This window comes from Psychrobacter sp. I-STPA10 (genome assembly GCF_021012795.1).
Taxonomy (GTDB): Bacteria; Pseudomonadota; Gammaproteobacteria; order Pseudomonadales; family Moraxellaceae; genus Psychrobacter.
Map to the genome: position 1 here is coordinate 125,334 of NZ_VFYU01000014.1, position 14,749 is coordinate 140,082.

A 14,749-nucleotide genomic window follows, 5' to 3' on the forward strand; every position below is an offset into this window, starting at 1 on the left:
GCAGGATTGGCTACTTATTAAAACCAGTTATTAGTTAAATTGGTGTTGCTGTTGTGGATAGCTACCTTCAATGACACTTTGATGAAATAAGGCAAATGCGCCTTCGACACTGCGAGATTGATTGCGCTCATCGCTCAAAAAGTCGTGCACAAAACGGGCAACACGCCCATGAGTGACACCAAGCATGTCGTGCATGACGAGTACTTGCCCATCGGTATCTGCGCCTGCTCCAATGCCAATAACGGGTACGTCAACGGCTTCGGTAACGGCTTTGGCAAGCGGTGCGGGCACACACTCTAGCACCAGTAAACTTGCGCCTGCGGCGACAACGGCTTTGGCATCGTTAAGTAGTTTTTCGGCAGCTTCATCGCTTTTGCCTTGGACTCTGTAGCCACCAAAGACGTTAACCGATTGTGGGGTCAGTCCGAGATGCACGCAAGTGGGTGTGCCTGCTTGTGCTAGGGTTGAGATGATGCCTATAAGCTCTGCACCGCCTTCAATTTTGATGACATGTGCGCCTGCCTGCATCAGGGTACGGGCATTGGCGATGGCATCATTTAAGGTGCTATAACTCATAAACGGTAGGTCAGCAAGAATCAGGGCATGTTTGTTACTGCGAGCGACATTGGCGGTGTGATACGCCATGTCAGCGACGCTTACTGGCAGAGTTGAGTCATGACCTTGTACCACCATACCAAGACTGTCACCAATTAAGATGGTGTCAATTTCGGCATTTTGCATCATTTTGGCAAACATGGCGTCATAACAAGTCAGGCAGCTAAATTTTCTACCTTCTTTTTTGTATTTGTTGAGGGTGGTGAGTGTAATCATGGGCTTATCCGTACGTTATGGTGGGTGCAAACACCGTCATAAGGGGTTATAAAGAGTTATGATTGATTAAGCTGAATGATGAATGTAGGTTAGCCTAGCTCGTTATGGGCTGGTTGTCACTGGTTATGACTGCTGACATACAATAATAAAATGCAACAATGCAACAATGCAATAAAACAACAATGAACAGCCACCATAAGGTCGCTTGCTAAGGTTTATGTGGGTGGTTCAGTCAGTTTATTCAATCCTGACTGTTCATGAGTTAAGGGGTATTTTGTAACCGCAATGCCATCTATTAGGGCATATGGGTTGAGCTCAGCCAGTGGTACAAGCACAAAATTACGCGCTTTGATGCCTGCATGTGGTACTGTCAAAGTGGGTAATTGAATCGTTTGATTGGCATACAGCAAGATGTCTACGTCCAAACTGCGCTCACCCCAGTGACGCAAACGCTGCCGCTGTGCATTTTGCTCTAGTTGCTGACAAACAGCCAACAGTTGTAAAGGCTCTAGGGTGGTTTGTAGCTCTACCACGGTATTGATAAAATCAGGCTGGTCTTGCGGCCCCATAGGTTTGGAAGCATACAACGATGACAGACGCACATTTTTTATCTGTGCGTGCATTTGTAGCTGCGTCACCGCTTGCTTGATATGCTCGCTGGGTGTGCCAAGCTCATTGGCAAGGTTGCTGCCTAAACCTAGATAACACAGATGCCAATCGCTATCTGTATTAGCATGTGGCTGCGTTGCTGCTTGTGTCACTGGCTATGCCCCCAAAACCTGCTGCTCAATCTGTTGCTCTATCACTTCACGCTCAGCAATAGATAAGGTTGAGCTAGGCTGGCGGCGACGACGCACTGCTGGTACACGTTCACCTGATACGGACGCCTGAGGTACTTGCGTGTTAGTCGTTTGCACAGTGGTTGTAGCAGCAGCATCTTTTTTTGATACTTGCTTAGGTGTCGCTTCTGTTACCTGCTTCTGCTGCTGACTTGGCTCAGCTTTACGGCGGCGTTTACGAGGTACAGGCTCAGCATTTTTATGGCTATTTAAGTCAGCAGCTTTGCTATTGTGATTACCATCATCAGCCTGACTTTGCTGAGTGTTATTTTTAGCGTGTGTTTGTGCTTGAGACAACTCTTCTTTAGTTTCTGTAGTTGATACCGTACTTGCCTGCTGTGTATGGCGTTGCTCACTAACCGTATTTAAGCCTTGTTCTCGCTCATTGACCGACTGCTCACTACTGGGCATACGACGACGACGTTTTGCTGGTACAGCTTGTGTTTTAGCTGTCGTCAATTCCTTAGCAAATGAACGACTAGATGAACTGTCAGATGATTTATCCTGAGTCACTTTTGCTGCCGCTGCTTGTTTAGAAGCTGGCTGCTTTGGTTGAGAATTATCACGACTGTTAGCATCATCTGCTTCCACATTCACCACTTGGCTATCTTTAATCACAGCCTGAGTGACAGCCGTATCCGCTGCTTCAGCATTTGGCACTTGTTTAGCGAGTTTCTGTGCATTGATGGTAAATAATGGCTGTGGCTGATTAGCAGAATTATCAGCATCTCCTGCCAACTGATTATCTAAGGATAATTGCTGTAACTGCGCCCGCTCTTTGGCATAATGTGCTCGCTGTGGACGGCTCATCGTCTTCGCCGATTGGGTAGATTGGGCAGATTGTCTGCTTGATGCGACAGGTTGTGTTTTTTGCTCGGGCTGTTTAGGTGGTTTCGCTTGAAACTCATCTTGTCCACGCTTAGCGTCTTGCCCAGCGTGACCAGCTTCTGCCACCTGCTGATTATCTAAATGCTCATCATTGTCATTGTGTGTATGCGTATCTTGTATATCTGCCTTGTTGCGATTGCGTCCACGGCTGCGTTTACTAGTCCCACGGCGACTGTCACCAGCAAAGGCATCAATGGCTTGCATTTTTTGTTTATCTGATAATGTCTGATAATGCTGCCACCACTCACCCATACCATTGGTTGACTCAGACAATGGATTCGCCGCATCATCGCATTGTTCACGCAATAGTAAAAAGTCAAACGCTGCACGAAATCTTGGATGCTCCGCAAGCTGTGCAATCTGCTTCACCCGAGGATTGGCAAGTTTGGGCTGCATCAGCCAAATATCACGAATAAACTGCTCAGCAAATTTAGGAATTGCCGTCTTGATACGCTGACGGTCAATTACCTTACTCGCTGCTTGCTGCTGCGCTTCCACAAACGGCATATTGCGTTTTTTAAACTTATCTAACTGATACAGATAATTGTCCCACAGTAAAGCAGCATAAAAGAAAGCAGGATTGATACTTTTACCTTGAGCAATGCGCCTATCGGTATTAATCGCTACCTGTGACACCAATGCAGTTGGTGCTTTGGGTGGATAAATAATCAAATGCTTAATTGCCCCATAATCAAACAGTAACGGCAACAATGGCACCAAATAGCCACCCGTAAACATCTTTTGTGACTCATCATATAGTCGATGCGGTGATACTTGGTCAAGCAGCATCCAATTATCGTCATGAAACTGCTCGGATAACGCCTTATCAAAATCAAAACCCAGCTTTGCTTTAAAGCGCAATGCCCGCAGCAAGCGTACAGGGTCTTCCTCAATACGCAAAGGCGCATGACCTAGCAAGCGCAGTGTCTTATTTTTGATATCATCTAATGCATTACAAAAATCATGCACCACACCTTTGAGCGGCTGATAATACATCGCATTAATCGAAAAATCACGTCTTGCAAAATCTTGCTTGATATCACCCCACACATTATCGCGAGTAATCATACCCTCAGTGGTGGTGTGCTCCTCATTTTTTGGTGGTGCACGAAACGTCGCCACCTCAATCATATCTCGACCTGAGTACACATGCGCTAACTGAAAACGACGACCAATAATACGACAACGCTTACCAAACAAATCTTTAATCTCATGAGGTCTGGCATCAGTCACCGCATCAAAATCCTTAGGACTCAGACCCAGTAACGTATCACGCACACCACCACCGACAATATACGCATCAAAGCCACTTTTTGTTAACGTCGCAATCACCTCAATAATCGAATTGGGCAAATCCGCTTTACTTAACCCCAACTGCTTGGCTGAACGCTCTGCCATGCACACACTCCTGTCGAAAAAAAACCACAACACACCAACCTTAGTATCAAGGCTCGCACATTTTTAGGCATCATTAAACGCTAGTGTAACAAATTTTTGTCCATTTCGGCACACACTATCTACCATGACTCATCAGCATGGTGAAAAAATAGGCAAAATAGCCATAAAATCAACCATAAATCATAGTAAATGGCTTATAAAGAAAGTAAAAGCAGCATAACTTCTTATTGCACCGTTAACCGCTGCCGATTCTTCTCTAGCGTCTTCTCACCAATCCCTTTCACCCGAGTCAATTCATCGACACTGGCAAACTTCCCAAACGCCTCTCGATATACAATAATTGCCTGCGCCTTGCTACTACCAATACCATCTAAAGCCGTCAACTCACCTTCCGTTGCCGTGTTGATATTAACCAATACACTGTCACGCGCTGCTTGTTGCTCATATTGCTGCTGTGCTTGTTGTGCCAATAAATACGCATAAGCCTGATTGGCATCACTAAAACACTGCGTCGATTTATCCGTAATCATCACCTCAGCATAAGAATGGTTAATCAGCGCAACTATATCAGTAGAAGATAAAGCTAAAAAAACAATGGCTGTCAAGGTAGAGTGCCATAATGGCTTGTTCTCCTCTATATTTTTCCTCCCTAATCGGCTCATTACTCTTAACCCTTATCCTTAGGTATTACCCTGCAACAGATGACCATTCCATCTATTATTTAAGACTCATGCTGTTTTGCCTCTTCCCATAGCCTATCCATCTCTTCTAGGCTACTGTCTTCTGGTGTTTTTCCCTGCTCGGCAAGCTTATCCTCAATATAAGCAAAACGAGATTTAAACTTATGCACGCAGGTCAGAGTGGCTGACTCCGCATCCAGCCCCAATTTACGAGCCACATTTACCAACCCAAAGACACAATCACCCAACTCTTTTTCTAGCTCATGGCGTTGCTCATCGGTTAATGCCTCTTTATCCTGTGGCAAAATCTCTTTTAACTCAGCAATCTCTTCATCAAGCTTATCCACAGCACCAGCAATACCTTCCCAATCAAAACCTAATTTACCCGCTTGTTTTTGGATCGCTTGTGCTTGCATTAAGGCACTACCTGCCTTAACACGGTCTAAACGACGCTTAGGCTTACCACGTTTTTCTCGCTCGAGATTTTCCTCAGCTTTAATCTCATCCCAACGTTTTTTGACTGCCTCATCATCCGCTAATTTATCCGCTTCAAATACATGTGGATGTCGGCGGATAAGCTTTTCTTGTAAGGTCGCAATCACATCACCCATATCAAAACGACCTTGCTCGGCATATAGCTGACAATGAAAAACTACCTGTAGCAACACATCACCCAGCTCACCTTTGATGTCCTCATCATCTACCCCATCATCGGCTTGTATCGCCTCAGCAAGCTCATAAGCTTCTTCAATGGCATAAGGTATCAAGCTGTGATTGGTCTGCTTGATATCCCACGGACATTCTGCTCGCAGTCGTGCCATTAGTGCTAATAAATCTGCCAGTTGTGCTGTTGGGGTTGGAGTGCCAATCACAGGCTTAGGGGGCTGAACTTTAGAGGATTGAGCGTGGGTGCTATTTGCTACAGACTCATCATTATTTTTCATTATTTTGACCTATTCTTCATCAAACTAAATTTTAACCTATTTATTATTGGGGCTGTCCTAGATAACTAGCACAAATCCTGTTTAACCCATTGTTTTAACTGCAATAATTGTTGCTTTGGGTCACTGTGATTAAAACGCCACTCACACTCCTTTAAATATAGATGAAAATGCTCTTTTGGAACACCGTTAAATTTACGTAAATGACGCTTTGCTTGGTTCCAGAAGTTCTCTATACCGTTTATATGATTCTTATCATTAACAAAGGTTTTTGAGTGGTTAATACGATAATGAGTAAATTCACTAACATCTAATGCATTATAGCTTTTAAATGAGTCAGTGTAGACAATGCTATCAGGTACTACTTTTTCTCTGATAATTGGGATTAATGTATCTGCTTTAGCATTCGGTATAATACAGGCATAAACCTTGCCATTACGCTTTAATAGACCAAAGACGGGTACTTTACTACCAGCACCTCGTCCTCGTTTGCCTTTACGAGTTCCGCCAAAGTATGATTCGTCTACTTCGATTTCCCCTTCGAATAGACCAGGTTCTTGGCAGTTCTCATAAATTAGCAGTCGTAGTCTATGAAAGTAATAGCTGGCTGTGGTTTTATTAACTCCAACTAGACTTGCTGCTGTTCTTGCTGTAGAGCCTGCAACAAATAATTCAATCAGTCTGCTTTGTTTATACCAACTTAGTTTACTCTTCCTCATATTGCTATCCTAAATAATTTTTCTTATCTAGGACAGCCCCTTATTATTTATATCACCTAAAAGAGTAGTATGGCTTGTTATTTTCTTGTCATTAAAGCGAGGTATAGTCAAAGCCAAACCATTAAAATAGCGAAATAAAAGACTATGCTAGCAAACAACCTATTATCAAATAACTCACACACTAACTTAACTCGTATCGTTGTCGTTGGTGCAGGCTATGTGGGCTTATCTAATGCCATTTTATTGGCACAACCTCATTTAGATACGCAAGTCACTCTCTTTGATATTGATAATGACAAAATCAAACAATTACAACAGAAACAATCGCCTTTACAAGATGCTGAGATTTGTGACTTTTTGGCAAATAAAACATTAAACTTAACCGCCACTTATCATATAGCTGACTTATATCAAGATTGTGACTTAATTATTATCGCCACCCCCACTAATTATGATGTGGCAACAGGTAAATTTGATACCTCATCGGTTGAAGCTAGTATTCAGACCATTCGTGAACAAAATGCCAGTGTACCCATTATCATCAAATCAACCGTTCCCATTGGTTTTACAGTCACCATGCATCAAAAATTTGACGATAATATCTTATTTATGCCCGAGTTTTTACGAGAAGGACAAGCCCTTTATGATAACTTATATCCCTCTCGTATCATCACTGGGGTCACTAATAAATTAGCAAATTTTGCTGATTCACTGATGTCATTGTATCAGCTTGCCAGCAAAAGCCATACCAATGAAAATCCAGTGACCACATTAATCATGCCACCCACTGAAGCCGAAGCTGTCAAGCTATTTGCTAACAGCTATCTGGCAACTCGTATTGCATTTTTTAATGAGTTAGATAGCTTTGCTGAAAAACAGAACTTAGACAGTCACGCCATTATCACAGGTGTTGGGCTTGACCCTCGTATTGACACACATTATAACAACCCTTCTTTTGGTTATGGGGGATACTGCCTTCCTAAAGACACACAACAACTTAAAGCCAACTATACGGGCATTCCTGCCAACCTAATTCATGCCATCGTTGATGCCAATAACACCCGTAAACGTTTTATTGCCCGCCAAATTCTTAATAAAAATCCTTCTCGTATTGGAGTTTATCGCCTCAGCATGAAAAAAGATGCTGATAACTACCGTGATTCAGCGATTCTTGATATCATTACCCTACTACAACAACATGGGCTAGATATCACCATCTATGAACCCTCATTAAATGACACACAATTTCAAGGCTGTGCTGTTATCCATGACCTTGCAGACTTTAAACACAATCATGACCTAATTGTTGCCAATCGCTGGCATGATGAATTGCAAAATGTAGCCGATAATGTCTATAGTAGAGATGTGTTTGGGTTTGGTTAAAATATAAAAGCAATTAAATTTAAGGATGCATAATGAGTATAGAAAACCAACCATTAGACATTAATAAAACTATTGAAGAAGCAAAGACATTTTATAAAACTAAAAACTATCAAAAGACAGTTGAATTGTGTCAAACCCTCTATGATACAAAAGAAAGAAAAGATATTAAATTAGATGATAGTCAATGGTTTGATGTATTATTTCATTTAGGGCATTCACTAAAATTTCAGAATAAACTAGGAGATGCCCATAAAATTTTTAGCCAATTAAACCATGATTTCTCAATAAAACCTCATGGCTTAGAAGGACTGGTTCAAGTTGCTCAAAATCAAAAAAAATGGAAAATTGCTATTAAATATGCATTAGAACTTCAAAGTAAATTTCCTGATATGTGGCAGTCATACTGGTGGTTAGGTATTTTTTATAAAAAACTATCCAAATATAAAGAATCTGAAACACAGTTTAAAAAAATTATTGAAACCCCCCCTAACCATAATATTAGTTATTATGCTCTAGTCCAACTATCTATAATCTATATTATCCTTAATCAAAAAAGCAATCTAAGTTATATTATAAATAAAAATATCAAAGCCAGTGAATCTTTTCAGTATATTTTAGATATTATTGACTACATGCAGTCTCATACATTACAAAACTCAACTCAACAAATTCGAGACTTTATTGCATTACACAAAGAAATTAATCCTGAAACTAAATTACTTGAATTATATGGTTGGGCTTTAAGCCCAGACTCTGCTCGTCTGCTAGTAAATATGGTCAAATCTCACTCTTATGATTATATTATTGAATTTGGGAGTGGTATATCCACTATACTACTATGTCAAATAAGCAAAAGATTCTCTCCAAAAACAAAAATTATTTCTTTTGAACATAATACAGAATACTATAAAAAAACAACTACTAAACTACTAGATTTCAATCCATCAAATGTTCATTTAATATTAAGTCCTTTAGAAACGATTGAACGAGGCTATAGATACTATAGTAGAACAAATATACTTAGAGATTTTAATATTAGGATGAAACGGGTATTAGTGCTTGTAGATGGTCCCCCTGGAACAACAAATAAATATGCAAGACTACCTGCATTAAATACTCTTCTATCCTATGATATTATTCAAAATAATGAAGTCTATATTTTTCTTGATGATTATTACAGAGAAGATGAACAAAACATAATGCAACAATGGTCAAATAAGTTAGATAGCCTAAATATTAAATATTCTATAGACACTATGTATACTGAAAAAGGAGTTGGAATCTTGAATATTACAAATCCTCAAAAATTTAAAAACATCACTTCCTTTAAAGCCTACGACATTCGAGGTGAACTTGGAGTCAATCTTGATGATGCCATCGCTTATCGTATCGGACGAGCTTTTGCCCAGATTTTACGCCAGCAACGTAAAAGCTCTAATAGTAATGAAATGGATAACCTTAACCATACTATCATTATTGGCTGTGATATTCGTGATTCAAGTGAGTCATTAAAAAAAGCCACCATCGAAGGCATTATTGACGCAGGTTTAGATGTCATAGACTTAGGTATGACAGGTACAGAAGAAGTGTATTTTGCTACTAGTCATTACCAAGCAATGGGGGGAATTGAAGTGACTGCCAGTCATAATCCCATTAATTACAATGGGCTAAAACTGGTACGAGAAAATTCCAAGCCCATCAGTGCTGATACTGGATTGGCAGACATCCAAGCCCTTGCTGAAAGTGGTGACTTTGAAGAGACAGCTCAAAAGGGTCAGTTATTACTGAAATCAAACAAAACCGCTTATATCGACCATTTAATGAGTTTTATTGACCTTGATAACTTAACCTTTGCTCCAGATAGGCCATTAAAACTGGTCATTAATTCAGGCAATGGCAGTGCAGGTCCTGTGATTGATGAGATTGAAGCTCGCTTTAAGCAAGCCAATGCTCCCATTGAGATTATCAAGGTTCACCATGAGCCTGATGGCAGTTTTCCCAATGGTATCCCTAACCCCATGATTGTGGCAAATCGTACAGCCACTACTGAAGCTATTTTGGCTCATCAAGCTGATATGGGTATTGCCTTTGATGGCGATTTTGACCGTTGTTTTTTGTTTGATGAAACAGGGGCATTTATTGAGGGCAGTTATATCGTTGGTATGTTGGCACAAGCCTTTTTACAAAAGCACTCACAAGCCAGCATTGTCTATGACCCACGTGTGATTTATAACACTGAGGCGATTATTGATGAGTTTGCAGGACAAGCGGTATTAAGTAAATCAGGGCATTCATTTATTAAACAAGTGATGCGTCGCTCTGAGGCAGTGTATGGCGGTGAGATGTCAGCTCACCATTACTTTAAAGACTTTTTCTATTGTGATAGTGGCATGATACCTTGGTTATTGACCATTGAATTGTTATCTAACACAGGCAAAAAGTTATCTGAATTGGTTAATGAACGTATTTTGGCTTATCCAAGTTCTGGTGAGATGAATTTTCGTTTAACTGATGTACAAGCCGATGAAGTGATTGAAAAAATTGCTCATCAATACCAACATGCCAGCCCTAACGTTTCCACCCTTGATGGGCTAAGTTTAGATTTTGGTGAATGGCGGTTTAATTTACGAGCCTCCAATACTGAGCCACTAATACGCTTAAATATTGAAACCAAAGGTGATGAAGCATTATTAGCTGATAAAATCGCTGAAATTCAAGAATGGCTTGAGGGACAAGGGGCCGTTTTGGCTTAGAATTTGAGCTATATTTAAAACAAAAATCCCCTTTATTGCATATAAAGGGGATTTCTTATTAATGACTAATTAACTATCATTTTTCATATCCATTTGGGTTTTGACTCTGCCAATGCCAAGTATCTTTACACATATCATATATATCTAAATGGGCTTGCCAATTTAGGTTTTGCTCTGCCAGATCCACCTGTGCATAACAGCTTGCCACATCCCCTGCCCGTCTTGGAGAAAATTCATAATTTACGATTTGTCCGGTTGCCTCAGTAAAGGCATTCACCAGTTGTAATACTGACGTACCTGAGCCTGTACCAAGATTGACTGCAAAAAAGCCAATACTTTCTTTTTTATCAGTAGAATTTTTTACTAAGTAATCAATCGCCGAAATATGTCCCTTTGCCAAGTCCACTACATGAATAAAATCTCGTACCCCAGTGCCATCAACTGTTGGATAATCATTACCAAAAATACGTAATTTTTCGAGCTTACCCACTGCTACTTGACTGATATAAGGCATTAAATTATTAGGAATACCATTAGGATCTTCACCAATTTTTCCTGAATCATGAGCCCCTACAGGGTTAAAATAACGTAAACTCACTACTTGCCAGCGTGGATCAGAGGCACATAAATCCTCAAGCATATATTCAATAATGAGTTTAGTACGTCCATAAGGATTGGTAGTGCTACGTGGTGCCGTTTCGGTAATGGGTAGTTGTTCAGGATCGCCATAAACCGTTGCCGATGAGGAAAAGACAAAGTTAAATACTTGGTGGTGTTGCATAACTTCTAATAAATTCACTGTACCAGCAACATTATTTTTATAATATTTTAATGGCTGGGCAACCGACTCCCCCACTGCCTTTAACCCTGCAAAATGTACCACTGCAAAGAATTGATGTTGACTAAAAATTTGTGTTAATAATGTCTCATCTAATAAATCACCTTGTACAAATTCAATCTCTTTATCAGTGATTTGCTCAACTCTTTTTATAGCCTCAATATTACTATTTGATAAGTTATCATAGACAACAATATCATAGCCTGATGCGATTAATTCAATACAAGTATGGCTACCGATATAACCCACACCACCTGTTACTAAAATTTTTTTTGATGCTGTTCCCATTAGATATTTCCTTGAGATTTACGCTGTCTATTGATACCGTCCAATGCCTATATAATCTCCTACTAAAGCTCCTATTTGACTAGAAGAGAATATATTTTGTGCATCAAAAACGGGTAAGGCTAATTCATTAATAACACTCACATTAATATGTTTATCTTTTGACCATGACATTACAATAATGGCTTGTGATTGCTCAAGTAACTGCTCTGGCTTATTAATTAGGGTCAATAATGGCTGCTTTGCATATATTTGAGCTAACTCAGCTTGAGCATATTCAGCATAAACTTGAGTAGTGATATTATAAGACCATAATAGTTTTAGTAATGGATGAATGGCTGATCCTTTAATACTACCTGATCCTGCTTTATAGCTAGCCCCCCAAATACTCACTGTTTTATTTTCAATCAAACCATCAAAATATTGCCAAAACTTACGAAATATCAACTCTTTTTGATCTTCATTGATAATATTAACAGCTTGCATTAAGCGGTTACTACCTTGTAATGGCTCAAGGGTTTGCTCTAACGCCTGCATCTCAGCAGGCAAGGTTTTACCACCAAATCCCCACCCTGCCTTGAGATAGCTTTTACCAATACGTTTGTCTAGCCCCATGATAGTTGCCACTTCGGTAATATCTACGCCTTTTTTATCCGCCAATCGAGAACACTCATTCATGAAGCTCACCCGAGTCGCTAACATACTCATAATACTATTACGAGCAAACTCAATGGTTAAAATATTGCTAATATGGCTATTTTTTGCCCCATTAATTAACGGATGTAGAGCTGTTAACTTATAGGTAGAATTTGGTATTTTTTCACCCAGTAGCCATAGTTCAGCATTGAGCATGGATGCAAATGCTTGTCCATCTTGCAAAAATACAAAAGGTATATAATAAACCCAAGCTTGTGTTAACTGTTTGGCAAGCTCTGCAAATGCACCAATTGATTCAATACCACTTAATATCAGTGGTGTTTGTCCATGATTAAGCTGAATACCATGCTGATTAAATACCTCAGACCAATTATCTTGCCAGCTTTCTGGTAGCTCAGGTGTAAATAACCATAATAGATTTAATTTATATAAATTTGGTTGCAGATTTTTTTCAAGACCCACAAGCCATGTCTGCACTTGTTCAGGTATTTGCCAAACAACAATACACCCTTGTTGTATATACAATTTCCAAAAAGCTTGTACTTGATGTTCAAAGGCATAGGCAGATAAAGTATTATCTAATACATCAGTATCCGTATATAAATAAACTGTTTGACCTGTACTGGCTAACACCACCGCTGTGGTTATACAATCAATAGAGTGCCCTAGAAGTACACAAACAGGTTGTTGTAAGTTATCACCAATAGTATTTACTTGCGAAGGATCTATTGACATAGTATATATATCCACAAAACTTAAAATGAATATTGAGTTATCAATACTGTCTTATTTTCTAATAGCAGTAATCTGCTTAATATGTGCTAAAAGAGCATCCGTTGATACATCAAATAACTGGCAAGACTGGTTAATAGATATCTTATTATTTACTAGCTCACTATATACACTATCTGCCATTTTTTTACCCATTTCTACACCCCATTGGTCAAATGGGTTAATATTCCAAATACTTGCCATAACATAGACTTTATGCTCATATAAGGCAATAAGTGTTCCCAAACTTCTAGGGCTCAAACTATCCAATAAAATAGTCGTTGAGGGTTGATTACCACGATAGCGTTTAAATTTATCTAAATCTGATACGGCTTGATCTTCTGACTTTGAAGTTGGTTTTTTAGCCACAGCCTGATTACCAAATGCTAGCACACGACTTTGTGCCAAACAGTTCGCCAATGATAAATTATGTTGATACTGTAACTCATCACCTTTAGCCAACTCCATTAACTTATCATCCTCTACACAAGCTATAAAATCACAAGAAACCCGCTGTGTTCCTTGATGCAATAACTGATAAAAAGCATGTTGAGCATTTGAGCCAATCTCACCCCATAATACAGGTGAGGTACTATAAGTGACTTGTTCACCATGTAGGGTCACTGACTTACCATTACTTTCCATCTCCAATTGAGTCAAATAACTGGGAAAATAACGTAAACGACCATCATAAGGTAAGACTGTATGAGCATGAATGTTTAAAAAAGTGCTGTTCCATACCCCAATCAAACCCAACATAACTGGTAAGTTTTGTGCAAAATTAGCCGTTGCAAAATGCTCATCCATCGCATTTGCTCCCGCTAACATCTGGCGAAATCCTGCCATACCAATTCTAATAGCCACTGCCAAACTAATCGCTGACCACATCGAGAATCGACCACCCACCCATTGCCATAATGCTAACTGATTATCAGGATAAATACCCCACTCACTCATCTTTGGCAAATTAGCAGAGATACCAATGAAGTGGCGACGCAAAATAGACTGACGACTTGCCCCTGTTTTAAGTAACCAAGTTAATGCTGTTTGAGCATTGGATAAGGTATCTACCGTACCAAAGGATTTTGACGAAATAATAAATAATGAAGTTTCAGGATTAAGCTTATCAAGCAAGCTACCCAACTGCTTGCCATCCATATTAGAGACAAAATGTACCTGTATATCTGTATCCGCCCAGCTATCAAGTGCTGTGGTTGCCATTAAAGGCCCTAAATCTGAGCCCCCCACACCGATATTAATTACATCGGTAATAGCCTTACCCGAATACCCACGCCATAACTTCTCACGGATACGATTTACTATCTGCTCAGCACGATCCAAACTATTATGTACAGCTTGTACCACATCTTGCCCGTCAACAGATAGACTTGCCGACTTTGGCAACCGCAAAGCCGTGTGTAGTGCCGAACGATCTTCACTAATATTAACTTTATGACCTTGTAACAATGCCTCAATACGGTCTTTAAGATTACATTCCTCAGCCAAATTTAATAATACTTGATGAACCTCATCATCAATGCACTGTTTGGCATAATCAAAGTAGATACCTTGGCTTTGAACACAAAACCTCTCTGCCCTACTTTGTATTTGCTTATTAGCTACAGTTTGATCGACACCCTCAGCAAATAAATCGACCAAAGACCAATCTTTCTTGGCTAATTGCTCTAATTTCTGCCAGCTTAATAATGTTTGATGGCTAATGGATTGAGGCTGGGTCATCATTTACCTTAATTTAGTTTTGTTCC

The 14,749-nt window shown here is 39.8% G+C and carries 11 protein-coding genes; 2 read left to right on the top strand and 9 right to left on the bottom strand.

Annotated features, from left to right (window positions below):
• Positions 1-30 precede the first annotated feature (30 nt).
• From panB to FHK89_RS06445, 6 genes are all read right to left on the bottom strand, one after another.
• Positions 31-831, bottom strand: coding sequence for a 3-methyl-2-oxobutanoate hydroxymethyltransferase (gene panB, locus FHK89_RS06420; RefSeq protein ID WP_230658165.1), 801 nt, complete (start codon positions 829-831; stop codon positions 31-33).
• Positions 832-1,046: 215 nt separating this feature from the next.
• Positions 1,047-1,592: a 2-amino-4-hydroxy-6-hydroxymethyldihydropteridine diphosphokinase gene (folK, locus tag FHK89_RS06425; protein WP_230658167.1), complete on the bottom strand. Its 546-nt coding sequence runs from the start codon at positions 1,590-1,592 to the stop codon at positions 1,047-1,049.
• Between the two features lie 3 nt (positions 1,593-1,595).
• Positions 1,596-3,956 carry a polynucleotide adenylyltransferase PcnB gene (gene pcnB, locus FHK89_RS06430; protein ID WP_230658174.1) on the bottom strand — a complete coding sequence of 787 codons (2,361 nt, stop codon included), beginning with the start codon at positions 3,954-3,956 and terminating at the stop codon, positions 1,596-1,598.
• 224 nt (positions 3,957-4,180) lie between these two features.
• Positions 4,181-4,618 carry a ComEA family DNA-binding protein gene (locus FHK89_RS06435; protein ID WP_230658176.1) on the bottom strand — a complete coding sequence of 146 codons (438 nt, stop codon included), beginning with the start codon at positions 4,616-4,618 and terminating at the stop codon, positions 4,181-4,183.
• Between the two features lie 59 nt (positions 4,619-4,677).
• Positions 4,678-5,580, bottom strand: a complete 903-nt coding sequence (gene mazG / locus FHK89_RS06440; protein ID WP_268992932.1) for a nucleoside triphosphate pyrophosphohydrolase — start codon at positions 5,578-5,580, stop codon at positions 4,678-4,680.
• 65 nt (positions 5,581-5,645) lie between these two features.
• Positions 5,646-6,296: an IS1595 family transposase gene (locus tag FHK89_RS06445; RefSeq protein WP_230658179.1), complete on the bottom strand. Its 651-nt coding sequence runs from the start codon at positions 6,294-6,296 to the stop codon at positions 5,646-5,648.
• A 144-nt stretch (positions 6,297-6,440) separates the two neighbouring features.
• Here FHK89_RS06445 and FHK89_RS06450 point away from each other — a divergent pair, with 144 nt between their 5' ends.
• Together FHK89_RS06450 and FHK89_RS06455 are read left to right on the top strand one after the other, a co-directional pair.
• On the top strand, positions 6,441-7,679 hold the full coding sequence (locus FHK89_RS06450; RefSeq protein ID WP_230658184.1) for a nucleotide sugar dehydrogenase: 1,239 nt from the start codon (positions 6,441-6,443) through the stop codon (positions 7,677-7,679).
• Positions 7,680-8,962: 1,283 nt separating this feature from the next.
• Complete coding sequence (locus tag FHK89_RS06455) at positions 8,963-10,432, top strand: phosphomannomutase CpsG (RefSeq protein ID WP_268992933.1); 1,470 nt, start codon at positions 8,963-8,965, stop codon at positions 10,430-10,432.
• 76 nt (positions 10,433-10,508) lie between these two features.
• Here FHK89_RS06455 and galE read toward each other — a convergent pair whose 3' ends face one another.
• Genes galE through pgi form a run of 3 tightly spaced genes read right to left on the bottom strand, consistent with a single transcriptional unit; the run spans position 10,509 to position 14,723 of the window.
• Positions 10,509-11,558, bottom strand: coding sequence for a UDP-glucose 4-epimerase GalE (gene galE, locus FHK89_RS06460; protein WP_230658187.1), 1,050 nt, complete (start codon positions 11,556-11,558; stop codon positions 10,509-10,511).
• A 27-nt stretch (positions 11,559-11,585) separates the two neighbouring features.
• Entirely contained in the window at positions 11,586-12,947 is a 1,362-nt protein-coding gene (locus tag FHK89_RS06465; protein WP_230658190.1) for a UDP-glucose/GDP-mannose dehydrogenase family protein, read from the bottom strand.
• Between the two features lie 51 nt (positions 12,948-12,998).
• Positions 12,999-14,723, bottom strand: a complete 1,725-nt coding sequence (gene pgi / locus FHK89_RS06470) for a glucose-6-phosphate isomerase (protein WP_230658193.1) — start codon at positions 14,721-14,723, stop codon at positions 12,999-13,001.
• Positions 14,724-14,749: the final 26 nt, after the last annotated feature.

Excerpts from the sequence above, each read along its gene's own strand:
- panB (WP_230658165.1), bottom strand. The coding sequence starts at position 831 with ATGATTACACTCACCACCCTCAACAAATACAAAAAAGAAGGTAGAAAA.
- pcnB (WP_230658174.1), bottom strand. The coding sequence starts at position 3,956 with ATGGCAGAGCGTTCAGCCAAGCAGTTGGGGTTAAGTAAAGCGGATTTG.
- FHK89_RS06435 (WP_230658176.1), bottom strand. The coding sequence starts at position 4,618 with ATGAGCCGATTAGGGAGGAAAAATATAGAGGAGAACAAGCCATTATGG.
- mazG (WP_268992932.1), bottom strand. The coding sequence starts at position 5,580 with ATGAAAAATAATGATGAGTCTGTAGCAAATAGCACCCACGCTCAATCC.
- FHK89_RS06445 (WP_230658179.1), bottom strand. The coding sequence starts at position 6,296 with ATGAGGAAGAGTAAACTAAGTTGGTATAAACAAAGCAGACTGATTGAA.
- FHK89_RS06450 (WP_230658184.1), top strand. The coding sequence starts at position 6,441 with ATGCTAGCAAACAACCTATTATCAAATAACTCACACACTAACTTAACT.
- galE (WP_230658187.1), bottom strand. The coding sequence starts at position 11,558 with ATGGGAACAGCATCAAAAAAAATTTTAGTAACAGGTGGTGTGGGTTAT.
- FHK89_RS06465 (WP_230658190.1), bottom strand. The coding sequence starts at position 12,947 with ATGTCAATAGATCCTTCGCAAGTAAATACTATTGGTGATAACTTACAA.
- pgi (WP_230658193.1), bottom strand. The coding sequence starts at position 14,723 with ATGACCCAGCCTCAATCCATTAGCCATCAAACATTATTAAGCTGGCAG.